23 protein-coding genes are annotated in these 23,079 nt (G+C 64.6%); 13 read left to right on the top strand and 10 right to left on the bottom strand.

Annotated features, from left to right (window positions below; translation table 11 throughout):
- Window positions 1-600: HNH endonuclease signature motif containing protein (locus J2W14_RS12525; protein ID WP_307462823.1), on the top strand; the 600-nt coding region annotated here is incomplete at its 5' end.
- Between the two features lie 12 nt (window positions 601-612).
- On the opposite strand, the gene J2W14_RS12520 is transcribed toward J2W14_RS12525, so the two are convergent.
- The 4 genes from J2W14_RS12520 to J2W14_RS12505 all read right to left on the bottom strand — a co-directional run bounded on the left by J2W14_RS12520 (window position 613) and on the right by J2W14_RS12505 (window position 2,558).
- Entirely contained in the window at window positions 613-1,284 is a 672-nt protein-coding gene (locus J2W14_RS12520; RefSeq protein WP_307462821.1) for a DNA alkylation repair protein, read from the bottom strand.
- A gap of 127 nt (window positions 1,285-1,411) precedes the next feature.
- Window positions 1,412-1,924, bottom strand: coding sequence for a GNAT family N-acetyltransferase (locus tag J2W14_RS12515; protein ID WP_307462820.1), 513 nt, complete (start codon window positions 1,922-1,924; stop codon window positions 1,412-1,414).
- 49 nt (window positions 1,925-1,973) lie between these two features.
- A complete protein-coding gene (locus tag J2W14_RS12510; RefSeq protein WP_307462819.1) occupies window positions 1,974-2,366 on the bottom strand; it encodes a VOC family protein in 393 nt (130 codons plus the stop codon).
- Between the two features lie 66 nt (window positions 2,367-2,432).
- Complete coding sequence (locus tag J2W14_RS12505; protein WP_307462818.1) at window positions 2,433-2,558, bottom strand: hypothetical protein; 126 nt, start codon at window positions 2,556-2,558, stop codon at window positions 2,433-2,435.
- Between J2W14_RS12505 and J2W14_RS12500 the strand changes: the two genes are divergently transcribed.
- Together J2W14_RS12500 and J2W14_RS12495 are read left to right on the top strand one after the other, a co-directional pair.
- Window positions 2,557-2,682 carry a hypothetical protein gene (locus J2W14_RS12500; protein ID WP_307462817.1) on the top strand — a complete coding sequence of 42 codons (126 nt, stop codon included), beginning with the start codon at window positions 2,557-2,559 and terminating at the stop codon, window positions 2,680-2,682. The genes J2W14_RS12505 and J2W14_RS12500 overlap by 2 nt on opposite strands.
- Before the next feature lie 788 nt (window positions 2,683-3,470).
- Window positions 3,471-3,878, top strand: coding sequence for a DUF2087 domain-containing protein (locus J2W14_RS12495; protein WP_307462815.1), 408 nt, complete (start codon window positions 3,471-3,473; stop codon window positions 3,876-3,878).
- Window positions 3,879-3,956: 78 nt separating this feature from the next.
- Here the strand turns inward: J2W14_RS12495 and J2W14_RS12490 are convergent, their stop codons facing one another.
- From J2W14_RS12490 to J2W14_RS12475, 4 genes are all read right to left on the bottom strand, one after another.
- Window positions 3,957-4,925 carry a GNAT family N-acetyltransferase gene (locus J2W14_RS12490; RefSeq protein ID WP_307462813.1) on the bottom strand — a complete coding sequence of 323 codons (969 nt, stop codon included), beginning with the start codon at window positions 4,923-4,925 and terminating at the stop codon, window positions 3,957-3,959.
- A gap of 290 nt (window positions 4,926-5,215) precedes the next feature.
- Window positions 5,216-6,304: a class I SAM-dependent methyltransferase gene (locus J2W14_RS12485; RefSeq protein WP_307462812.1), complete on the bottom strand. Its 1,089-nt coding sequence runs from the start codon at window positions 6,302-6,304 to the stop codon at window positions 5,216-5,218.
- Between the two features lie 170 nt (window positions 6,305-6,474).
- The gene (locus tag J2W14_RS12480; protein ID WP_307462811.1) at window positions 6,475-8,097 is read right to left on the bottom strand and encodes a helix-turn-helix transcriptional regulator; all 1,623 of its coding nucleotides are present in this window, start codon (window positions 8,095-8,097) and stop codon (window positions 6,475-6,477) included.
- Between the two features lie 245 nt (window positions 8,098-8,342).
- On the bottom strand, window positions 8,343-9,140 hold the full coding sequence (locus J2W14_RS12475; RefSeq protein ID WP_307462810.1) for a dioxygenase family protein: 798 nt from the start codon (window positions 9,138-9,140) through the stop codon (window positions 8,343-8,345).
- Window positions 9,141-9,359: 219 nt separating this feature from the next.
- Between J2W14_RS12475 and J2W14_RS12470 the strand changes: the two genes are divergently transcribed.
- The 7 genes from J2W14_RS12470 (at window position 9,360) to J2W14_RS12440 (ending at window position 16,250) form a co-directional block, all read left to right on the top strand.
- Window positions 9,360-10,127, top strand: coding sequence for a hypothetical protein (locus J2W14_RS12470; RefSeq protein WP_307462809.1), 768 nt, complete (start codon window positions 9,360-9,362; stop codon window positions 10,125-10,127).
- Window positions 10,128-10,332: 205 nt separating this feature from the next.
- The gene (locus tag J2W14_RS12465) at window positions 10,333-11,208 is read left to right on the top strand and encodes a PhzF family phenazine biosynthesis protein (RefSeq protein WP_307462808.1); all 876 of its coding nucleotides are present in this window, start codon (window positions 10,333-10,335) and stop codon (window positions 11,206-11,208) included.
- Complete coding sequence (locus tag J2W14_RS12460) at window positions 11,205-11,729, top strand: DUF2087 domain-containing protein (RefSeq protein ID WP_307462806.1); 525 nt, start codon at window positions 11,205-11,207, stop codon at window positions 11,727-11,729. The genes J2W14_RS12465 and J2W14_RS12460 overlap by 4 nt, the downstream gene beginning before the upstream one ends.
- Before the next feature lie 228 nt (window positions 11,730-11,957).
- The gene (locus J2W14_RS12455) at window positions 11,958-12,746 is read left to right on the top strand and encodes a hypothetical protein (protein ID WP_307462804.1); all 789 of its coding nucleotides are present in this window, start codon (window positions 11,958-11,960) and stop codon (window positions 12,744-12,746) included.
- 303 nt (window positions 12,747-13,049) lie between these two features.
- Window positions 13,050-14,372, top strand: a complete 1,323-nt coding sequence (locus J2W14_RS12450; RefSeq protein ID WP_307462803.1) for an alpha-amylase family glycosyl hydrolase — start codon at window positions 13,050-13,052, stop codon at window positions 14,370-14,372.
- Window positions 14,373-14,709: 337 nt separating this feature from the next.
- Window positions 14,710-15,030, top strand: a complete 321-nt coding sequence (locus J2W14_RS12445) for a hypothetical protein (protein WP_307462802.1) — start codon at window positions 14,710-14,712, stop codon at window positions 15,028-15,030.
- Between the two features lie 920 nt (window positions 15,031-15,950).
- Window positions 15,951-16,250, top strand: coding sequence for an antibiotic biosynthesis monooxygenase family protein (locus J2W14_RS12440; protein WP_307462801.1), 300 nt, complete (start codon window positions 15,951-15,953; stop codon window positions 16,248-16,250).
- A 62-nt stretch (window positions 16,251-16,312) separates the two neighbouring features.
- On the opposite strand, the gene J2W14_RS12435 is transcribed toward J2W14_RS12440, so the two are convergent.
- Window positions 16,313-18,430, bottom strand: coding sequence for a BTAD domain-containing putative transcriptional regulator (locus J2W14_RS12435; protein WP_307462800.1), 2,118 nt, complete (start codon window positions 18,428-18,430; stop codon window positions 16,313-16,315).
- 1,197 nt (window positions 18,431-19,627) lie between these two features.
- Here J2W14_RS12435 and J2W14_RS12430 point away from each other — a divergent pair.
- Together J2W14_RS12430 and J2W14_RS12425 are read left to right on the top strand one after the other, a co-directional pair.
- The gene (locus tag J2W14_RS12430; RefSeq protein WP_307462798.1) at window positions 19,628-20,128 is read left to right on the top strand and encodes a cupin domain-containing protein; all 501 of its coding nucleotides are present in this window, start codon (window positions 19,628-19,630) and stop codon (window positions 20,126-20,128) included.
- Window positions 20,129-20,279: 151 nt separating this feature from the next.
- Window positions 20,280-20,735 (top strand): hypothetical protein, encoded by a 456-nt coding sequence (locus J2W14_RS12425; RefSeq protein ID WP_307462796.1) that lies wholly within the window; start codon window positions 20,280-20,282, stop codon window positions 20,733-20,735.
- Between the two features lie 54 nt (window positions 20,736-20,789).
- Here the strand turns inward: J2W14_RS12425 and J2W14_RS12420 are convergent, their stop codons facing one another.
- Complete coding sequence (locus J2W14_RS12420; protein ID WP_307462794.1) at window positions 20,790-21,977, bottom strand: low temperature requirement protein A; 1,188 nt, start codon at window positions 21,975-21,977, stop codon at window positions 20,790-20,792.
- Window positions 21,978-22,762: 785 nt separating this feature from the next.
- Between J2W14_RS12420 and J2W14_RS12415 the strand changes: the two genes are divergently transcribed.
- Window positions 22,763-23,056, top strand: coding sequence for a hypothetical protein (locus J2W14_RS12415; RefSeq protein ID WP_307462791.1), 294 nt, complete (start codon window positions 22,763-22,765; stop codon window positions 23,054-23,056).
- Window positions 23,057-23,079: the final 23 nt, after the last annotated feature.

Below are 23,079 nucleotides of genomic sequence, written 5' to 3'. Positions count from 1 at the left end.
AACTACCGCCTCACGAAGGCCATGCGCCAGTGGCTCCGGCTCCGCGACGGCCGGTGTCCCTTCCCGGGCTGCAACAACCCGTCCCTGGACAACGAAGCCGACCACCTCCTGGCCTGGGCCGACGGAGGCACCACCGGCATCACCAACCTCGGACAGCCATGCCGCAAACACCACGGCCTCAAACACGGCTCCGGATGGACCCCCTCCGGAGCCACTAAAGACAAACCACCCGGCTGGACCTCACCCTCCGGCCGGTACTATCCCAGCGAACAGCAGGACTGGGAACCACCCGACTGGCCACCCCACCTCCTACCCACCGGCGAAGGCATAGACGAAGGCCCGCAAGCGGATCCGGGCTGGGATCCCGAACTGGACCTGCCCCCGGACCCCGGCCGGGATCCTGCCTTGGATCTGCCGCCGGATCCCTTCCCCGACTGGCACGAAGTCACGGCCGCGCTCGAAGTCCCCACGACAGGTAAGCACGATCGGGGCTGGCCTGCCCGTTCCAAAGTGTCCGGCCATAACGGCATCCAAGCCGTGTCGGTGGCCGAAACATTTGTCGCCGCGTTCTTGGCAGCTCACGAAGATGTCCGGGCCTGAGCCTGAACTCTTCTACTTATCGGGCAGTCGGCGCACCATTTCGGTGATCCAGCTGGGCGCGAACGGGGACGTGCAGCCCGGGGAAGTCGGGTAGTCCTTGAGCACCTGCAGACGCTCACCGATGTCGATGGCACGAGTGCGGTGCTCTGCGTGCTCGATCCCGATCTGAGCCAAGCAATGGTTCATTGCCCACTGCAGGCGATCCGGAGAGTCTTTCATCTCCGCCTCGATGACATCGAGCAGTCCGGCGAGGTCGAGGCCCTCGGGCTTCTTCGCCACGCGTTCGGTGGTCAGTGCCCAGCCCGCACTCGCCACCACGGGATCCGGATCGGCGGACCAGGCCAGGCGCAGTTCTTCACAGTGCGTGTTCTTCTTCACCACGTAGTTCACGAGCCAGTCGTGCACCTTGGGTACTCGCGACTCACGCAGCATGCGGTCCAACTCGTCAGGCTCGAACGCCTTCGGGCGGCAGATCAGGATCGCCAGCAGTCTCGCCGGGGTGTCATTTGTCGCCCACAGCCGGCGCGCGAGTTCCTGTTGTGTCTTCAGCCTCTTAGCCAGCGCGCGCAATTTGCTCAGATTCACACCGTGATCGTCGCCGTGTTTCTCGTTCACCTCGCGTGCCCTGGGGTCCTCGAGCTGCGCCAGCTCGGCCATCACTTCGGCCACCGTCGTCTCCGTCACTTCGGCCTCCTGTCGATTAGGTCCGAAATTCAGCCTACGACGGAAGCCGGTCCCCTGTTGTGCAGGCACGGCGGCAGGGTCCCCGCATCGGGGTTGCAAACCGGACGCCGCGAGCAAGCGACTGTTCCTATCTGACCATGCGGGCGTCGACAATCGCCGGAGCACCTGGGTCGGTCTGCTCCGCACCATCGAACTCGAACCCGTTGCGACGGTAGAACGCCACCGCCCGCAGGTTGTCCCTCGCGACCCACAACATGGCGGGACCATCCGCCGCGGTGGCATCCAGCAGCGTCTGTCCTACTCCGGTGCCATAGCGCTCTGCCGTTACGTAGAGGCTGAACAACTGACGATCGCGCGGAAGTTCCTGGCCTGCTGGTCCAAAGCTGGGGCCGAAGAACGCGAAGCCAATGACCTGCCCTCTGCACTCCGCAATCCTGATGCCCCATTCGGCGCGTGGATTCCCGAGGATGTGACTCCACATCTCGTAGCGGCTTTGGACGTGCTCTTCGGTGAAGAAGACCTCAGAGAGCAGATGAGAATACGTCTCCCGCCACGAGGTCACGTGCAATTCAGCGATCTGTGGTGCGTCGGAGAGCGCGGGCTCGCGCAGCGTGAACGGCATCACCACATCCTGCACCATATCCTGCCAGAATCCCCGGTGCGGACGGCTGATGACACCGAGGCGCCTGCTAAGGGGCGACTCCGGGTTCATAAGTTCCCGCACTCCACTCCTGTCCTTGTGGGTCCAGCACTCGTGCGCGACGAGCTCCCCACTCAGTGCTTTCGGGCTCGATCACGCTCGTTCCCCCAGCGGCCATGGCCTTGCGGTAGAAATCATCGACGTCGTCCACGAGCAGGTAGAGCCCCCGGCCGGTAGATCGACCGATCAAACCGGGTCGCTGGTACTCCGCATCATCACTTGCCACCATGAGGACAACGTCACCGAGGCGAACTTCTGCGTGGAGGACCTCGCCCCCGGCCCCGGCCTGGCGGCGGACCACGTCGAAGCCAACCCGCCGCAGCCAATCCAGTGCAGCCGGTGCATCCGGATAACTGAGGTAAGCAAAGAGTTTTGCATCCATAACGGGAGCGTATTACGGCACGCATCCCTTGAAAAGGAGAAGAACCGGAAGGCTATATTCCCGGACTCAATCACGACCGGAATCGCCGGAGTCGACGCTGGTCCCGGGCCCTTGAACCCGGAAGAGCGGTGCCAGCAGCGCGTCTTGCAGCTCGTCGCTGATGCCTTCGGGGACGTCCAAGTCGACGCCCATGGCCAGCAAGGCCCTGCTGAAGAAGTTTCGGGCGGCCGCTGCCAAGGTGATGTCGGTCGCTGAAACCGAAGTCGCGCAGTCGCTGCGCGTCGGTCTCGGTCATGGAAGCCGCATCTGTGCTTAGCTTTACTGCGTAGTCCATCATGGCCACCTCCGCCTCCGGAAGGCCCGCATCGTGGAAGTCCTTCGCGATGGCACGCAACTGCTCTTCGCCTATTATCCTGAGCGTCTTCTTCCCGTGAGCCAGCCTGCAATGACCGGATCCGATGGCCTGGGCCGCTGCCAGCGTCACCAACTCGTAGCGGCGGATGCCCAAGGATGAGCTGATGGCTTGGGTGAGGGACTCCCAGGCGAGGTAGGCCTCCGGGTTCAGGCTCATGGCCTACGTGTGGCTCGGGACGTAGCCGAGCGATCGGCGGTCGGCGTCGTAGATCTCCGCCGTCAGGCCGGTGGCCTTGGCCTCGGGCGTCATTCTCAGGATCGTCATCGGAGGCTCCTCAAATTGGCCTGCTGCGGCAAATCGTCGGCGCTGACCCTCCCGGCAATGGGGCCGCGAGTCTGACTCATTCTGGCCTTCGGCCTTGCGTTTGTAAACGACCCGCTGCAGGCCCAGCTGCCTCAGGAGTCCTAGCGTTCGAGGATATAGATGGAGGGGCGAGTTGGTCCCTCGGACACCTCACCAGCCTGCTGCCCGCAAGCCCTGTCCGTAACACCCCCCGCAGGACTACGATTTTGCCTGTTGGCCAAGCCACTTGACCAGCACAGGCCAGGGCAGGCGCAGAGTGAGGAAAACGCTGTGACCGAAGGGACGAGGCTGAGCGGACCGCACTGGCGGCGAGTGGTGGCAGCCCTCGCAACAAAGACGCCCGGACCGCCTACGCGCAAATCGTGCTGGGCGCCAAGCTCCCCGACGTGGTTGCCGAACTGAATGCCCGACGGCGGGACAAGGCAATCGCCGCCCTGCTTGAGTCCGGACTCGTCGAACGGAATGCTGCCAACGAGCTGGAGGCGTCTGAGACGATCTTCAGCGACCTGCTCACGCAGCAACCCCGGCGACAGGCCCAGACCGGGTTGGCTCGCTTCATGCGCCTGGGCAGGATCGACCGGTATCCAGCCAACACGGCGGAACGACGGGAGCTCCTGGCCTGGATTGTCAGGGAAGCCATCGAGCCGGGCGAACACCTAACCGAAAAGCAGGTAAATGAACGGCTTCTCAGTTATACCGATGATGTCGTCATCCTGCGCCGCTACATGATCGACTTTGGACTACTGGAGCGGACGCCCTCCGGCTCCTCGTACTCGCGGCACGACGAAACATAGGCTTTGAACTTCTTGTTCTCAGAGCGTCGAAACCTGTCCGAGCCGCCGACTCCGCGCAAACGGGCGCGGACGGGGAGGTCAGCGCCAATCGTCGATCACGTATGAGTCGGGGTGGCTGTAGCCGGGTTCGTTGGGCCGGTGCATGGTCACGCCCTGCAACCCGGTACGGAAACCGCGGGCGACCATGCGCTGATAGGCATCCGGGCGGCCCAGGTTCATCCCGGCGTCGAGCTGACCCAGTCCGCGCTCGGCGGCCAGTTGCTCGCAGGCGTCCAGCAGTCGTTCGAATCTGTCACCGGCCTGCCGGCCGGGGCGTACGGCGCCGAACTTGACGAGGCACACATCCGCACCGGCCTCCGAGCCGGGTCCGCAGTGACACACGGCCAGCCCGTCGAGTCCCGACTCGCCCGGCAGCAGCACGGTGTCGCCGAGTCCCTGCGCGTATGTGGCCACGATCTCGCGTTCTAGGTCGAGACCCTCATACACGGCGTCGGTCAGGGCGCGACAAGCACTGAGGTAGTCGGGTCGCTCGGCGGCGGACACTTCGGCGTACGTCACCCGGCCGGGCGCGGCGCCAAGCGCAGCGACCTGCTTGCGCATGACGGCGGTCAGGAACCGGGGCCAGAAGCCGTACCGGCGGTACAGCTCGAGGTGTTTCGGACTGTGCGAGAAGGTGAACAGGCCGAGGTGACTGTTCCCCCAGGTCTCGAAGCAGCCCATGACCGGCTCCATCAGGCTTTGGCCGACGCCGTGGTCCCACAGGTCCGGGCGCACGGTCAGCGGTCCGAAGAACCCGACGCTGCCCCAGTTGGCGGCAAAATTTGAACCGGCGAGGTCGCCGTCGACCGTTGCGGCGAAGGCGGCGTGCGGGTCGGCAGCAAAGCGGGTGCGGACGTAGTCGGCGGTCCCGAACGGGTCGGGGATCCCGAGGAACGTCCCGAACGCCTCCCTGCAGATCTCGTCAGCGCGCTCGAGGTCCGTCTCGCGCAGCGGGCGGACCGACACCGGGCCCCTGACACCGCTTCGCCCGGTTTCCTGTGCGGTCATGAGCCTCTCCCTCCACCAGCACCTTCGTTGAGCGTTCGCCCGGAAACCCAGCGTTGGCCAACGGCCGTTATTGTGGCGTTACAGCCGGCCCGTCCTGCAGGCAATTCGGCAGGTCAATGTTGCTGGCCAAAGGCCGTTGGTGGGGCAAGTGTTACGAGCTGCCAAGAGAATCGTGGCCCCTGTGCATAGAACTGCTCCCCGATAGTCAGAACTGAATTCTCAGTCCAACTTCAGGGGAGCAGTTCACTGCAAAGCCGAGGATCGTCGGTTATGCGTGCGGCGACAGCGTGTTACTTCCTGGCGATGAAGTAGGCGTTGAACGGATCCGATTCGATGTCCTTGGACTCGACGTTCGCGAAGCCGGCGTCGGCGAGCATCGACGTCGCGAGCTGTTCGCCCCATACGGTACCCAGCCCGTCGCCGTCGAGCCCGAGCGAAACGCTCATGCAGTGGAACGTCGAGATCGCATACAGGTAGCTGCCCCAAGGGAGCTCAATGTTCTCCTCCACTTTGCTGGATGCCTTAATGTCCACCATCAGGAATATCCCGTCCGGCCGGAGCGCCCGGTGGATGTTGCGCAGCACCGCCGCCGGATGCGCCTGATCGTGGATGGCGTCGAAAGCGGTCACCGCGTCGAAGCGGGCCTCGACGTCCAGGCCGGTCACGTCAACGACGTCGAAGCTGGCGTTCGCCAGTCCCAACCGATCCGCCTCGGCGCGGGCGGCACGGATGGCTCCTTCGGAGAAGTCGTAGCCGGTGAACCTGCTGGCAGGAAAGGCCTGCGCCATGAGGTTGATCGCGTGGCCGCTGCCGCAGCCGACGTCGGCGACGTCGATGCCGGCCTTCAGCCGGTCAGGCAGACCGGGTACCAGCGGCAGGATCACGTCCAGCAGGGCTGCGTCGTGCACCGCCGCGCTGGTCTGGGCCATGTTCCGGTGGAAGTGGGGGTAGTCCTCGTAGGACAGCCCGCTGCCGTGCCGGAAACGCTCGATGATCTTCTGTTCGACTTCGCCCATCATGGAAATGTGCTGCATCAGAATGGCCATGTTGTCCGGGCCCGCGGCGCTGGTCAGGACGGCAGCATGCTCGCGGGGCAGCCAGTACGTCCCGGCCGCCGGGTCGTAGTGGACCACGCGGGCGGCGGTCATTCCGCCCAGCCATTCGCGCACATAGCGCTCGTTGAGGTCGCTGGCGTCGGCGATCTGCTCGCTGGTGGCGGCAGGCAAGCAGGCCAGCGTCTCGAACAGGCCGGTCTGGTGCCCGACACTGGTCAGCAGGGCGACGGCGGCATCGTTCAGGATCCCCACGAAGCGTCCGGCAAAAGCCCTGGAGGCCTCGGCGTCGAACTCCGCCAGTGATGTTTCCAGCTCGATGGTCATTGTTGTTCCTTTCTTTGCTGCAGGCGTCTGTGCCTGATTGATTCCAGCGTAGGAATTGCCACGTGCCGCCGGCATCGGGCGAACGATGTGTTCTGTGCGGAGCCCATGGGGCGAATCATGCAGACGCCCATCCGGCAGGTGCTGCCCGGCGTCGGCTGGGGCAGCGACAATTAGCGGCGCGGCTGCAGGCCGTGTTCGTGAGCCCAGGCTGCGGCGGCCGTGCGCGAGGAGACGCCGATCTTGGCATAAATGTTCGCCAGGTGCCTGCCGACTGTCTTCTGGCTGATGAACAATGCCTCGGCGGTTTGCTTGTTGCTGGCTCCGGCGGCGGTGAACGCCAGCACGTCCGCCTCGCGCTCGGTCAGCCCGCCCGGAAGCCGGCCGCCGTCGAGCCTGCGGACATCCGGCAGGGCACCGAGTTCGCTGTAGATCGCCAGCGCGGTCGCGGAGTCCGCGGCGGCGACGCTGTTCTGTCCCAGCCCGCGGTGCGCCTGGGCGAGCAGTTCGTAGGCTCTGGCTGTGTCGTAGCGGGCGTGCAGGATCCGGTACTCGTGGACGACGGCCTGCAGCACGGGCAACGCCGCGGCATGCTGGGACTGTGCGATCAGCAGGGCGGCGCGTGCGTGCCCGGCCCAGGCGCGGAAGCCGGCGGTGTCGAACATTGTTGAGGTTTCCTCCAGCCGGGCGCAGAGCCGCTCGGCCTCATCAAAGTGTCCGAGAGCCAGGGCGATTTCGACGCCGGAGAGCAGCAGCCGTGCGCATGCCAGCCGGTCCCTCCCGGCCAAGGCGGCGCACAGGCCGGCCCACGCAGCCTCGTTCTTCCCGGCGGCATGCTGGAGCAGCGATGCCCCCGGCTGCGGTTCGGTTCCCAACTCCGATGCCCGGGCGTAAGCTCTCTCGGCGCCGCTGCTGTCCCCGCGAAGCCGGCGTATTTCGCCCAGCTGGTAGTAGGCCTCACCCGCCACCCAGTTGTTCCGGCCCACGAGCTGCGCCCCACTCTGCTCGATCGCAGGTTCCGCTGCGTCCCAGCCGCCTTCGATACTCAGCAGCTGCAGCCGGTGGATGCGGCAGATGCCGGCATACACCACGTCTCCCACGAACTGCTCGCCCCACTGCTCCGTGGCGTCAGTCCAGGCGCGCATCCGGTGCAGGTCGCCCAGCTCGTGGCACGCGTGGATCACGGTGCAGTAGATTTCTCCCGCCCATTCCGGCGGCAGCCGTCCGGCGACGACCGGGAGCATTGCCTCGTCCAGCTGGGCAAAGCCGGAGGCGGTGTTGCCGCTGCGCAGGTCTGCCAGGCCGGCGAGTACCAGACCGAAGGATGTGAGTGCGGGTACGCGCAGGCTCCGGCCCAAATCCTGCAACTTGGCCGCGGTCTCCCGTGCCGGGCCCAGGTCCGCGAGACTAAGCGAGAGGCAGGCATCGAGGTAGAGCAGATAGCCGTGCTCCGGACCTTCCGGAAGATCCTGCAATAGTCCCCGGGCACGGTTCACCCAACCGGAAGCGATGACCACATCTCCGCGGATGAACCACAGCAGCCCCAGATGCAGGGCCTTCATGGCCGCGTCGGATGCGTCGCCGTCGTCCTGGAAGCGGTGGTAAACGTCCTCGGAAAGCTCAAAGGATTCCTTGACCTGCCCGAGCCACCACGCGGCTCGGCCCAGGAGACTCAGGTCCCCCGTCGCCAGTTCCGATAATTCCCGGGCCTGGCTGAGTTGCTGGTAAGCGGCATGCCAGTCGCCGCGGGCGTACGCCGTCCGCGCCGTGGCCAGCAACCCGTCTAAGTCGTCCATCCCAGACACCACTTCAACGGTAGCGCCGCGGATAGCCGCTGGTCGAGCCATGGAGCGTCTGCAACCAAGTAATCAATGCGAGGACAGCGAGGGCGCCCCCTCGCCCCGCCGGCCGGGACTGGAAGAGCAAGACGCCCCGCTGGGATACCCGACAGGCTACCAACGCAGGTAGGGGCGCCGCCGCCGTGTGCCGACCCCGATGGTTGAACTTAGAGCAACACCAGCCCCGAAGCCGATGTATTGGCTTAGGTCAGGGTCCAGGAACGCTTTGACAGGCCGAACCAGAACCCGTCGATGGCGGTTTTGGCGTGCAGGTCGCCGGACTCGTAGGCTGCCCCGAGCGCGACATACAGCGGGGCCCAGTGTTCGCTGCGGGGGTGCGCCTCGCGGGCTGCCGGGGCCTTGTGGAGGAAGTCCAGGATGGCGTCGACGTCGCCGCGCCCCATTGCTTCCTCGGCCCAGTGATCGAATTCCCGGGAGACCGACGGCGGAGTGCTGTCGGGTCCGCCGGCGGGGTTGAACCAGCGCAGATTGTGCGTGGTGAACCCGGAACCGACGATCAGCGTTCCGCGGTCGCGCAGCGGCGCCAGCGACTTGCCCAGATCGAACAGGCCCTGCGGATCAAGGGTCGGCATGGACATTTGCACCACCGGCACATCCGCGTCCGGGAACATCTCCTTGAGCGGAACGTACGCGCCGTGGTCCAAGCCGCGGTTCTCGTCGCGTTCGACGTGGTGGCCATGGCCGGCCACGAGCTTCTCCACCTCAATGGCCAGCCCGGGGGCCTGCGGTGCGTCATAGGTGACGTCGTAGTACTTTTGGGCGAAGCCTCCGAAGTCGTAGACCAGTCCCGGGTTACGCCGGGTGGCGCTGAGCGTGACGGGGGCGTTTTCCCAGTGGGCGGACACCATAAGGATGTCCTTGGGCTTGTCAAAAGTGCCGGACCAGTCCCTAAGTTCGCGGGTCCAGGTGGCATCGTCAGCCAGCGGCGGCGCACCATGGCTGAGGAAGAGAACCGGAGGGCGGTCGAGTGTCGAAGTCATGACATCATTCTACTCGGCTTTACTTGAAGGTTCAAGCTTCTTCTTCGAGGCAACAGGAGCCGAAAAATCCTGCTGTGCGCAAATGCCCCGAACGAAACGAACCCGCGCGCGTATGTGTGAGGGGTCGTTTCGGTTTTCAAACGGCTCACAGGTAGGACTGGGAACAGGCCGAGGGTCGAGGTCCGTCGAGTGTCTGTGGAGACCGGTAGCCTCATGATCATGACTGAAAGCCCGCAACTGGTGAACCGAGCACGCGATTGGATCGCAAGAGCACGTTCATTTCACTACCGACAGCTCACCCGGCACCGCAGGGTGCGACGCCTCGGACGCATGAGATTCACCACGGGGCAGGCCGTAACCAACGCGACCGCCTTCTTTGTTGCCGGGTCGACGAACTCGGCAGGCCTTCCAGACTGGACCCTCTGGGGTGTTTTGCTCGGGGGCTTCCTGGGAGGCAAGTACGTGTTTCCCGTCCCGGACAGCAGCATCGCCAGTCGCAGAGGTCCTGCCGACGTCGTCAATAAAAGCGCTGCTGAGCTCGACAGGATGACACCGGACGAAATCCGGGCGTACGAAAACAACATGGTTCTAAAGCACCGGATCAAGGGCCCACCGGGGCTGGGCGCCGCACAGGCGCTGCAACGCCAGCGCGACGCGATCCGGACAGCCGAAGAGGCCGCTGGCATAGCCGCTGGAAGGTTAACCGGGCTGTCGCTGGTTGACGCGCAAGCCTTTGGCGCCGTTGCAGCACAGCATGAGCATCTGGAGAGCCGGTGGCTGGCCTATGAGGTTGACCCGCACCTGCAGTTCGACTTTCCGGCGATGTCCGATACGGCTTTCCCTGCTACCGCGGCCATGATCAGGGCGAGGCGGAACGCCGAGCAGGCAAAGTCACAAGGCAACCCGGCGAACTACCGGTCCGCCGTAGGGGCATTCGGTGCGGCGCTGACGGCAGCCGAGACCGCCGCCGGAGTGCCCCGGACGTAGGCCACCGGACTACCGGACGCGGGAGTCCATGGACCTCCCGGGCGCGGCAGCCGGTGAAACTGCTGGCCGGGCAAGCCTGGACCATGAAACGGATCGCGTGGCCGAACGGCTCGTGGATATTAGTGCTCTGTCCCGGTGTCGGCGCGTGGTTTGCGGACAGGATCCACGATGCCGTCCAGTGACCCGGCATGCGAGGATCGGGGGTATGGAAAACACCCCCGAGGTCCTGCGTTATGCGGCCTTTGCCTCGACGCCGGACGGCGGCAATCCCGCCGGGCTGGTCCTGGATGCCCGCCATCTGGATGAAGCCGGGATGCTGGCGGTGGCGGCCGCCGTCGGGTATGCCGAAACGGCCTTCGTGACGGAGCAGGGCGGCAACGGCGACCCGCGTCGGAGCCAGGTACGGTACTTCTCGCCGATCGCCGAGGTGCCATTCTGTGGCCATGCGACGATTGCGCTGGCCGTTGCGCTGAGCACCCGCGACGGGGCTGGGTCCTTCACGTTCGACACCCCTGTCGGCCCGGTCGTGATCGAGACAGCGGGCGAAGGCACCGACATCACCGCATCGTTCACCGCCGTTGAGCCACAGGTGGCCGAATTCGACGACGCCGTCCTGGCTGAACTCCTCGGTTTGCTCGGCGTCGGGGTGGACGATCTCGATCCGGCCTATCCGCCGCGGATCTCGTATTCGGGCAACTGGCATCCGGTGCTGGTCTTCGTCGACCCTACCCTCTTCGATTCCTTTGGCTTCGATCCGGTGGCAATGCGCCGCATCATGGACGTGCAGGGCTGGGCCGCAACCGTGACGATCCTGCACCGCATGGCCGACGGCGACTTCGAAGCCCGGAATCTGTTCCCGGTGGGCGCCATCACCGAGGACCCTGCAACTGGGGCCGCCGCGGCTGCAGTCGGCGCCTACCTGCGCATCCTGGGCTTGGTCGAGCCTCCGTCGAGAGTGCTGATCCACCAGGGACGGCACGTCGGCCGGCCGGGCCTGCTCACAGTGGACATTCCCCCTGACGGCGGAGCAGTCGTCAGCGGCACGGCCGTCCGGATCCCGAGCAAGGAAAAAACGCTGTGACCGGAGGGACAAGGCTGAGCGGACCGAACTGGCGGCGAGTGGTGGCAGCCCTTGCCAACAAGGACGCGCGGACCGCCTACGCACAAATCGTCCTGGGCGCCAGGGTCCCCGAAGTGGCTGCGGGGCTGAATGCCCGACGGCGAGACAGGGCCATCGCCGCCCTGCTTGAGTCCGGGCTCGTCGAACGGAATGCTGCCGACGAACTGGAGGCGTCTGAGGCGATCTTCAGCGACCTGCTCACGCAGCAACCCCGGCGACAGGCGCAGACCGGGGTGGGCCGCTTCATGCGCTTGGGCAGGATCGAGCGGTATCCGGCCAACATGGCGGAGCGGCGGGAACTGCTCGCCTGGATTGTCAGCGAAGCCATCGAGCCTGGCGAACACCTAACGGAAAAGCAGGTAAATGAACGGCTCCTCAGTTACACCGATGACGTCGCAATGCTGCGCCGTTACTTGATCGACTTCAAACTGTTGGAACGGACGCCCTCCGGCTCCTCCTACTCACGGCACGACGAGACATAGGCTTGGAAGCGAGGCTCGGCCCCGTCGGCCTTGACCAGCGACGACATCCCGAAGTCCCTGGATCATCGATCCTTCTCCACCTCCCCCGGCGGCCGCGGGAGCTTGAACCCTGACGCTCGTTGTGCCGGTGAGAAGCATCTCAAATGATTACGGCCCCAGTGAAGAACCAGCCGCAGGCAGGTAACGTTATCTATTCGTAACATTCCCTGACTGAAATGCGTTGTGAATATGCCTGCAGACCCCACTATCGAAGACAAGCCCAAACAGCTCCTAGGACTCAGTGGCACCCAGACTATTGGCTCGGCTCTGGCCGCGGTGACCTCTGCCTTGGTGGGGTCCTTTCTTGGCGTTGCCGGGACGCTTATCGGCGCCGCGCTTGGCTCGATCGTTGCCACGGTCGGCGCCGCTCTCTATGCCCGAACACTCAGTTCGGCCGCCACCGTAGCGTTGAAGAAGATCCCCCAACGACGCACGGGCGGAATTCCCGCTGACGACGGCGGCACGCTCGCCGCCAGCGCGTCGGCCGAGAGCGACGAACCTCGAGCCAAACGAGTGAGGAGCAACTTCACTCCCAAGACTTGGATCAGGGTCGGGGCGGTCAGTGCTGCCGCATTCGTGGTCGCGATGGTCGGTGTGACCGCTGTCGAATTCGGAACCAATCAGCCCATCTCCAGCCTTGTCTCGTCGACGTCGAGCATCGACGGCGGTTCGACCGGGCACACGACGACGCTGGGCAAAGCATTGACCGGCAATCCGATGGTCCCGGAAGAGACCGACGAATCGGCGGAGAACCTGGAGGAAGTGCCTGGGCAGGTCGAGGAAGGCGCTGTCAAACAAGATGGCCTGACCACGGACGGTAGCCCCAGTCGCGGGGACAGCGGATCGACCGGAACTGAAGACCCGGCAACCGACGAATCAAGCGACACCACGCCGGCGGACCTCGCGCCCGAGACCGAACAGACCCCGGAACCGGAGCTGCCCTCGGATTCGGGACCGGCCGAGCAGACCGCACCGTGATGGCGAAGATACCGACGCCGGCCCGATAGGAAGCCCGTCTTGCTGGGCACTGCTCGAAAGGCGCTACCGACCCTGACGCAGCCGAGGCTGCCGCCGGCGTCCCCCGGAAGTAGGCCGCGACAGCTGCCGCCAGAGAGGTTTGGCCTCGGACATGCTGCCCCCAGCCGTTATCGCGCGCCTCAGCAACTCAACACCGGGCGGCCACCTCCCGATCGATATAGGCTGGACGGGACGCCGGCCCCGCCCGGGCCAGCCCGCCGGCCTCTCTGGCCGGCCGGAAACGGACGGAAGTGCATCATCGCCATGAACGAACCCGACTGGGTCCAACACGCCGTCTGGTGGCACGTCTATCCCCTCGGCTTCGTCGGCGCGGAGAAGACCGGGACTACGGAACCGGCCGCCGAGCACCGCCTGCTGGACCTTGTCCCGTGGCTCGACTACGCGGTAGAGCTCGGGGCGTCGGGGCTCGCCCTTGGCCCCATCTTCGAATCGGAGACGCACGGCTACGACACCACGGATTACTTTCGGATCGATCCCCGGCTCGGATCCGAGCAGGACTTCGACACCCTGGTGGCCGAGGCACACCGCCGCGGGTTGCGAGTACTCCTCGACGGCGTCTTCAACCACACAGGGCGTTCCTTCGCGCCGTTCCAGGAGGTCCTTGCCCGCGGGCGGGCGGCGGACACCGCCTCTTGGTTCTCGCTGGAGTGGCCCAACGGCGCCGCGGCCGGCGTCGAACCGACGTATCGCGACTTCGAGGGCCACCACCACCTCGTGGCGCTCAACCATGAGGAGCCGGCGGTTGCCGACTTCGTGGTGGACGTCATGGAGCACTGGCTGCGCCGTGGTGCGGACGGTTGGCGGCTCGACGCCGCCTATGCCGTGCCGTCGTCGTTCTGGGCCGAAGTCACAGCGCGCGTCCGGTCATCCCATCCGGACGCGTACTTTGTGGGCGAATACATCCACGGCGACTACGCAGCGGAGGTCCGGTCCGGCGGACTCGATTCCGCCACGCAATACGAGCTCTGGAAGGCTGTCTGGAGTTCCCTCAACGACGCGAACTTCTACGAACTCGCAGCCGCCTTCGAACGACACAACGCACTCCTGGCCTCCTACGCACCGCTCACCTTCATCGGTAACCACGACGTCACGCGCATCGCGAGCAAGCTCACCGACGCCGCGCTCCTGCCGCACGCCGTCGTCGTCCTGCTCACAGTCGGCGGAACGCCGTCCATCTACTACGGCGACGAGCAGGGCTACCGGGGCATCAAGGAGGACAGGGCAGGGGGCGACGACGACGTCAGGCCGCTCTTCCCGTCCGCCCCGGACCAGCTCTCGGCGCTGGGAGAACCCATCTTCGCCGTGCACCGGGAGCTCATCGGGGTGCGGAGACGGAACCCGTGGCTGCACCGAGCAACCACGGAAATCCTCCAGCTCGCAAACGAGGTGCTGGCATACCGCGTCGCGCTGGACGGTGATGCACTCGTGGTCACTCTGAACCTCTCGCATGAGACCCAGCGGATCAGCTCGGCGGGCGCCACGTCGGTGCTCGCCGGTCAGGCGGCACTCGACGTCGGCGCGAACGCTGTTGTGGTCCCGCCGCGGGGGTGGGCTGTCCTCGGGTAAGGCTGCGACGACGACAGACACACTCGACTACATGATCCTATTTAGTCGATCACCAGCGCGATTGGACGAATGTCGACGTCGGGTCCCGGGCGAAAGGACTCGCCCGGGTGCACGGGAGTGATTCTCAGAAAACGAAGCCCCCCGCATGTTGGATTCAACATGTGGGGTTTCTTTCGTTGACTGCCGAGGACAAGGTTGGTGCCAGTCAGCAAGGACTGTAGATGGACAGGCTACTCCGTCCTGAGAACCGTTGCTCTGCCTATCATTTCCCCGGCGGCGCTGGCCCAGTGCCGGTTCCTCACGCGGTTGCGCGGCGGATCGATGCATGATTGGCGGTATGGGGAAATTAATTTCGGGGCGGACCGCATTCGCCGCCGCCGTCATCGGAACAGTCGGGGTCTATCTCGGGGTCCGGCTCTGGTGGGACGCCTTCTGCCTTCTCGGTTGCACGCTCGTGGAGCAGAACGCCGGGGACGACGCGCTGCTCCTGCTAGCCGTCTCGTTCCTACTGGTGATCGGGGCGTCCGTCGTTGCCCTCAAAGCGGTCCGCCGGCGGGTGGACCGGCGCTGGGCGGTCGCTGCCCTCTGGGTGGCCGGGGTACCTCTGGCCTTCGGTCTGGTTGTCGTCCCGTTGTTCGTCGTGGTCCTAGGATCCTGAGTCCCCGCGCTCCGGGGCCGGCACTGATGGAGGCCTATTTCTTCGAATGCTTGACGGCTTCCAGACTGTGGACGCACGGTTGCCTGTGGCTACCCGGCTTTCAGGCCCGAAGTTCACCGAGGAAGACGGCCCGGGCGTCCAGGCCGACCGCTTCGAGGATCGCACGGGCCAGGGCCGGCGAGTGTTCGGCCCGGTATTCGCCTGCCGCACTGCGGAGTCTCCAGGAAATAAGCAGCCCACAGTTTACGGAAACGACCCGGCCTGTTTTCGCCGAAAGCCTAAGACCTGTCAGCTTCAATGGCCAGCCCATTTGCGGGTCCCGCAAATGGGCTGGCGATCACCACTAGACAGACGACGGGACTGGGGGTGTAGATGGACAGGCTACTAGGTCCTGAGGACCGTTCCCCCTGTCCACTAATTTCACGGTGGCATTGGCCTGGTCCCGTCTCCCCGTGGACGAGCAAGATGGTCCTTTCCTACACCCGAAGGGATGACCCTAAGGTCAGTCCAGGCAGGGCTCGTGGGAATTGTCCACTTGCCGCCGGCAATTCGCTGCAGCGCGCACGAAGTTTGCTGAGCAGGCTTCGGCGCCTTAGAACCGTGTGTTACTGGGCGATGTCCAAGATCAGCGGCATGTGGTCGCTATGCGTCAACCAATCTTTCTAAATCCAATCGGAAGCAGATTAAGCCGATAGACCCGCCACCGAAAGCCGGAAATGCTGCCGATTGCGGTTGAGGCAATTTCAGGAACTGAACGATTTCGCATGCCATTTGGGTATGCCGTGGGGGCTTCCTTGGACCGTCCCGGTTGGGCAGGCTCTGTGAGAAGCACCTTCCTGCTTCTGACGCGAACCAGGGAACGCGTGGGGAACGGTCCCCGCCTACGGTTAAAGGAGAATTTCTGGAAGGAGGTGAGACCAATGGCAGACCACTATGCCTCGGGAACTTGGCAGGTGACCGAAGGCCGCGATCAGGAGTTCATAAACCGGTGGACGGAGTTCCTGCAGTGGTCCCGGGCGAACTACCCGTCGATCGTCGTGGCGAACCTCATTCGTGACCGACGTGTCCCTGGTCATTACGTTTCGTTCGCGGAATGGACCGATGAGGCGTCCCGGGACGCGTGGAAGCAGAACCCGGAGTTCGCGACCCACTTCGATGCCTGCGTTGCGCTGTGCGAGCACATGAGCGGTGCCGACTTCGACCGGGTGGCGACCGTATAACGGTTCCGAGTTCTCGCTGAGTTACTCCGCGGTACCCATGTGGCGGCCGGTTGGGTCGGCGATCAGGTCACCCGCCGCGCGGCAGCGAGCGTCCGTACCGCGCCGAGTTGCTCGAATACAGTGGCCGCGTCGTCCAGCAGGTATCTGTCCGCCGGGCCGCCCGCGCCGGTGGATGCGGCCTGCAGCCTGCAGCGGGCGGACCAGAACGGCTGATGGGCGCTTTCGTAGAGGCGCGCTGCGGATAGGAATCGTTCGCGTGCCCCGCCCGCGTCCGCGTCGGTCAGCGCCAGCGAACCGCGGGCGGACTCAGCCATGGCGGTCCAGGCCGAGCTTTGGAAGGATTGTGCAACCCGCTCGGCCGCCTGAGCGAACACGGCTGCTCCCGCCCTGTTGCCCAGCGCAGCGAACGCTTCGGCCGCCGTCGGATACAGCAGTGCGGTGCAGCTCGGACATTCGCCGTAGCGCGCCGCGGTCGCCGCCGCGGACCGGACTATGCGGACGGCCTCGGCCGGCTCGCCCTGCTCCAGCGCGTCCAGCGCCGCGGTTGCATACAGCCGACCCCAGGCATGCCGGGCCAGGGGCGACACCACTGCGATCGCCATCCCGTGACGGAGGCACGCCGCCGCCGCCGTGCTGTCGCCTCGCATTACCGCGAGCTCGGCAAGCCGCTGCCAGGGCAGCGCGCCGGCGCGGGCGTCGAGCTCAGCGTACAGTTCCGTGCTGCGCTCCAGGCATCCGGCGGCTTCATCCCAGCGTCCCCGCAGCAGCAGCGATTCCCCGAGCAGGCACCAGGCGAATGCCTGGGCGTGGCGCGCACCTCGGTCGATCGCCAGCGTAAGTGTGCCGCGGGCATAGTCTTCGACCGTCTCGCACAACCCGTCGCCGTACAGGTGGTATTCACCGATGCAGCAATGGAATTCGAAGATCCTTCCCAGCCGCGGATCGTCGTCGCCCGCATCTCCGAGCCGCCCGATCTCGGCCTGAAGACCGAGCCGCCAGGCTCCGCGGATATGGCAGATGATGGCGAGTGTTTCCTGCACCGCGGCGACGTCCTCGCCGGTTCCATAGGCCTCGGCCGCCGCCAGGCTGGCTTCCGCTGCGCTTTGCGCCTCGTCGAAGCGACCCACGGCCCACAGCCAGTTCGCGCGCGCCTCCAGAACTCGGGCCTTCTCGGCATCGTCCTTCGTGCCCGTGATCAGTCCTTCGGCGGTCTGTATGTGCCGCTCCGCAGCAGCAGCGTCCTGCGTCATAAGGTAGGCTTTCGCGGCCTTGCGGTGCAGCCGCGCCGAGCGGAGATCGGCGCCGGAACCGCGCAGGCGCGCAATCGCCGCAGCGAACGCTTCGGCCGCGCCCTGAAAATCACCCGACACCAACCGCAGGCCACCGATCTGCTCCAAAAGCTCGCCGGCCAGCTCAGGCTCCGCCGGCCGGCCTGATCTGATCTGCTCGAACAACCGTTCCGTGGCAGGGTCGGGCTCGATGCCTAGTTCTAGGTTCAGAGCTGCACGCAGGCGCTCGTGCTCCTGCAGCGCATCGTGTCGCCGGCCCGCCAGGGAGTACACGCGCATCAAAGCGACGCCGGCCTCCTCATGGACGGGATCAGCTGCGATGACCCGGCGGAGCGCCGATACGGCGCCGTCGAAGTTCGCACGGGCCTCCAACAACCGTGCCTGCTCGACCAGCAACGCGAGAAGATCCGACCGGAGCGACGCTTCCTTCGTGATAGCCCAATCCTCATAGCGGTCTTCCGGCAGCAGATCCCCGTCATACAGTTCTATCGCCGCCGAATACGCGGCCGGGTCGCCGGTCCGGCGCGCCGTCAAAACTGCAGCCTCGAACGCGTCAACATCAACCCACGTTGACTCGCGGTCCAGCCGCAGCTGCTCACCCGAGATGAGGTACCGGTCCAAGACCGACAGGCTCGGATCCAGGACCCGCCGCGCCTCGTGGACCACCTTGCGAAGCTGACCCCCTGCCGCAGCCGGGTCCAACCCGGGCCACAAATAGTCCAGCACCTGATCCCGCTGCAACCGGTGACCGGGCGCCAACGCCAGAAGCTTGACCACAGCCTTCGACTTACGCAGACGCCACTCACCGTCCGTGATGAACCGCCCACCCACCGACACCCGGAAGCCGCCCAGCAACCGGATTCGAACCACGCCCTCGACGTCACCAGTCATTCTTCTAGATTCCCACCGCAATGCTGTCAACGACAGTGCCCGGAACTGGCGAACCGAGCACGCGATTGGATTGCAAATGCCCGTTCATTTCACTGCCAGCAGCTCACCTCGCACCGCAGGGTGGGGCGCCTCGGAAAGACCCGACTGACATTCACCACAGGCCAGGCCATACCAACTTGAGCGCCTTCTTTGTGCTCGGGTCGACAGGCTCAGCAGGCTTACCGGATTGGGCTGTCTTGGTTGGTTTGCTCGGTGGCTTCCTGGGAGAAGGCAATACGGCGAACTACCAGTCCGCCGTGGCCGCTTCGGCGAGACGATGACGGTAGCCGAGGCCGTCGCGGGAGTGCCCAAGAACTAGGCCACCGGACTACCAATTCGCATCTATTCGCTCACCCGGCGCATTGAAGACAATTTCGCCGTCGGGTCCAGGCCGAAAAGGCTGGGCCCAGACGCATGCGAATGTTTTTCAGGGAACGACGAAGGCCCAGCACGTTGGATTCAACGCGCGGGGCCTTTTCGTTGACAGCCGAGGATCATGTTGTGGCAATCAGCAGGGATGGATCATCAACGACGAAGAACAGGACGAGGCGGACGGGACGGGGGGAGGAGGAGAGGAGGATGTGAGATGTCGATCTACTTGGAAGAACTTCCACCAAAGAATCAGCTGGAACCCGCAAGTGATTGTCCGACGAACCAGCTCATAGTGGCCCCAGTTGTTGGAAGTTTGTCGACCGATCCCCTGGCCGAACAGTGGCTGCTGGAGTCGAGCACTGACAACTGACTCCGGCCTGCGTAGCGTGCGGCCGTGGGACTCATCTGCGGCGGTCCGGCCCTCGCCGCGCTGACACTGACCTGGATCGCGGCAAGGTGCCTTCGGTTCGTCTGAGCCCGGCGTTGGCGTGCAGACTCGGTGTTGAATTCGAGCATCATGGCCAGCACGGCACCATACGGGACAAGGAACCCCGGTACACGGCCACATCGGCGAGGACGTTGATGGCAGCGAACGCCATCGACTGTGGCGGGACGCGCAGGTCCCGAACATGGTGCCGGCTACTGGCTCATGTCGGACCCTTCCCACCGCCGCCCGCACGTGCGGACGATCATGAAAGACCATACGGAGGGCCACCGACAATCTCGTCGAATCTGATGATTGGAATGATCAGGCGTACGGGAGAAGCTGAGATGTATCATTTCCAGATGGACGGGGAATACTTTCTAGGCGCCGATCATGGCCGGCTCGTCGACCTCGGTGGCTTGGGCGTTCGATTCAAAATTTACAGCGAGCAGACCGGCGGTAATTTCGCGGTCGTGGAGCACCCCATTGAGCCGGGTGTCATCGTTGAACCCCACACGCACCAGCACGAGGACGAACTCTCCTATGTGGTCAGCGGCACTATTTGGGCCCGGGTTGGTGACAAGGAGATTCGGGCGCCAGCAGGCACTTACGTATGGAAACCCCGTCAGGTCATGCACACGTTCTGGAACCCAGGCCCGGAGCCCGCGCTCATCGTGGAGACCATCTCGCCCGGCGGTTTCGAGCGGCTCTTCGAACAGGTCGCTGCATTGCTTGAGGATCAGGAGCCTGGTCCGTCCACCGAACAAGATGTGATCAAGCTCTGTAATCAGTACGGTCTGGCCCTGGACCGTACGTGGCTGCCCGAATTGCAGGCACGCTTCGGGCCGATGCGAATGGTGTAGCTGGCGTCAGCCGCCACCGGTTAGCAGAACGCCGGACAGAAACCAAGGGCTCCTGATGGCCATGAATAGGCACCGAGAAGTCCTCTGGGCTGCTACGTTGTTCCCAGCTGGGGGGCATTGGGTACTCCCTGCACTCTCGAAGGGGACTCACATGAGCACTGAATATCCACACCCAGGCTACCCAGCCGTTGCCGCGGAGGCTGGCGACGCGAAGCGCACCCGTAACGGACGGACAGGCATCGGAATCGGGCTGCTTGTAGCGGGTGCACTTGACGTGGTTGGCATGGTCTGGTTGTACTCGCAGTACGGCTCTCTCATCGACGCCCTCAGCGAGAGCGAGAGGGGCGAAGTAGTCGTAGGCGACGCCCTCAATGTTCTTTTCATTCTCGCCCTGCTCGGAAGTGGGATTTGGAACATCGCAGCACGACGTAGCAGATCTTTGGCTCCGCCTATTGCGGCGCTGGCTTTGTCCGGCGTCGGCCTTGCATTTGCCGTCATGAACGTCCTGGAAGCCCTGAATACGACGGGAACGACGCCAGGATTGTTCGTGCTATTTCTCAACTTAGGCATCCTCGTGCAGGCAGTCGGGCTCATCCGCGGACGTTGATCACCCTCGGGCAAGGTCCTGGGCCGGCGCCACATTCGAGCTTGGTGCAGGGCTTCAGAGCCTCGCTCGAACGGCACTTCGCTTGTCTCGGTCCAGGAGGCTTTCAATGATGACTAGGGCCGCTGCTGCGACACAAACCAGTGCCAGAGCTGCCAGCGGGGGTATCCGCGCTGCTATAGGAACGAGGGCAAAAAGGAAGGCGGCACCGCCGAGCCGCCACTTCTTCCAGTCACCACCCACGCGCCGCCAGAACGTGGCGCTCCCCAGCAGGTAGAGGGCCGCTCCACCAAAGAGCGAGAAGGCTCCCAGGGCGCCAAAGTCATCCGTCTCGTAGACGTGTGCCAGGACATCCTCCACCCCAAATGCAGACAGGACGATCCCGGCGACGAGGGGGAGGTGCAAGTAGGTGTAGGCGTCGACGGCTGCCGAGGCGCGTTCCCTCCCCCGCAAGACGGCAAAGCGGTGCTCAGCCGCGATGGCGGTGACGTCGAAGTGCAGCCACCATAGGCAGATGGACAGGGCGACGCCAAAGACTGCGCCGACGAGGATCGGGATGCTGACCGGTTCCCGCGAGGCGCCGACACCGATCGCGACGATTGATTCGCCAAGCGCCAGGATGACGACGAGGCCGTACCGCTCAGTCCAATGGGCCGCGGAATGGATCCGCCAGTTGCCGCGGGTGGACGTGAGGTAAGTGATGCCTGCGTCCACGGTAATTCCAGCCAGCCAGAACCAGGTCTGCGCTGCCCCTCCCACCAGGGCGCCGGCCACGATAAGTGCCGAGCCGAGTACCATTCCGCCCGCAGTTTTTGCGACCTGGCGGCGCAGGGGCTGATCATCCCCCGCCGCATAGGCGTAGAGCGTCACATGCAGCACGCGGACGACGACGTAGGACAGTGCCAGCACAAGAGGGCCGCTGAGCCCACCCTCCAGGTCCTGGAAAGCCTCGGGTATGGCGAGTGAGGCGATGAACATGGCTACCATGACAGCGGCCAGCCCGAATCGCATGAGGCCCTCGTCAACGTGCGTCTGGTTAGAGAGCCAAGCGAAGCACACCCAGGACCACCAGAGCAGCGTGAGGATGATCATGCCCTGCAGCACGCCAAAAAAGGAGTGCTCGTGCGCCATGAAACTCGAAACCTGCGTGAAGGCGAAGACGAAGACCAAGTCAAAGAAGAGCTCGAACGTGGTCACACGATGGGACTCGTCGGAGACTCGGGCTGCAGGGAGTGTTTTTCTCATGCGGGGCATGGCAACAAGAATAAATGTCTACGCGACACAACCAACATCATTCCCGTTTCATTTCGGGAGTCACAAAGGTTCAAGTTCCCGCCGTTTGGGTCTTGCGCTGACTTGGGTGGTTGTCTGCTCTTAATGGCCGTTCAGCCTTCAGCGCTCTTCGGTCTCAACGGGCTGGACGGCAAGCCGGCGTGGTTAGCGGTGTCGGTGCAGGCTTCCTCTCGGTGGGGTTGGAGCTGCGGCGGTCCCGCCTGAGCGGCTCCACGGCTGTCCGGTCACGGTGAGGTGGATGACGCGGCCGATGGTCACTGCGACGAGGAGAACGGCCATCAGCACGAACAGCCACCCGATGTACGAGAAGGCGAGCCCGAGGACTGTTAGGGCCCGCCCAGGAAGGAACAGACAGTCCGGAAGTACTTGACCCTTTTTTGCCCTGCGTTGAACATCGATCGCATATTTGAACGCTTCCAGCCGGGGCGACGACCTCACGGCGGTCTTCCGCACCGGCGGGAGAGGATCCGACAATGCCTGCCGGACGGTTTCCCTGCCGCTCTGATACCGCTTTGCCAGCCCACGGATGGACAAACCCTCAACGCGGGCGGCTCAGCGGATCTTGGCAAACAGCTCCATGCGCACCCTCATCCGGACATCCCAATGCAACACTGCCGGGGTGCGCATCAGCCCTATCCCTCTCCGGCGCTCCTGAAAGTCCCCCGGTTGCGTCCGGGTCATACCTGAGCTGCCGGGCATACGCTGAGGTGATTGGGGCTTTACGAAAGGATGAACCAATGACCGGCAGCAGCGAAGACAGCTTCAACGGCTTTATAGTTCCGAACCCGTCAAAGTTCAGCGAGGACCTCCCGGGCGACATAGGCGACGAAGCGAACGAGATCCGCTTCAGCGAAGAGGAAGCCCTGATCGAGGAACAAGCCCACGGCATCTTTCCGGATACTTACAGCGTCCCCGGAATGCCCAATATGTCCGAGGCGATCGGGAACATCGACCTGCCCCCGGAGGACCTCGGCGCAACACCAGACAGCGACGCCAGCGACGACCCCCTGCACGGCGGTGCCGAGCAGTAGCGCCTCCACCGCAGCCCATTGAT

It is taken from the genome of Pseudarthrobacter oxydans (assembly GCF_030812335.1).
GTDB lineage: Bacteria > Actinomycetota > Actinomycetes > Actinomycetales > Micrococcaceae > Arthrobacter > Arthrobacter oxydans_B.
This window is presented reverse-complemented; position numbering and strand designations above follow the sequence as displayed.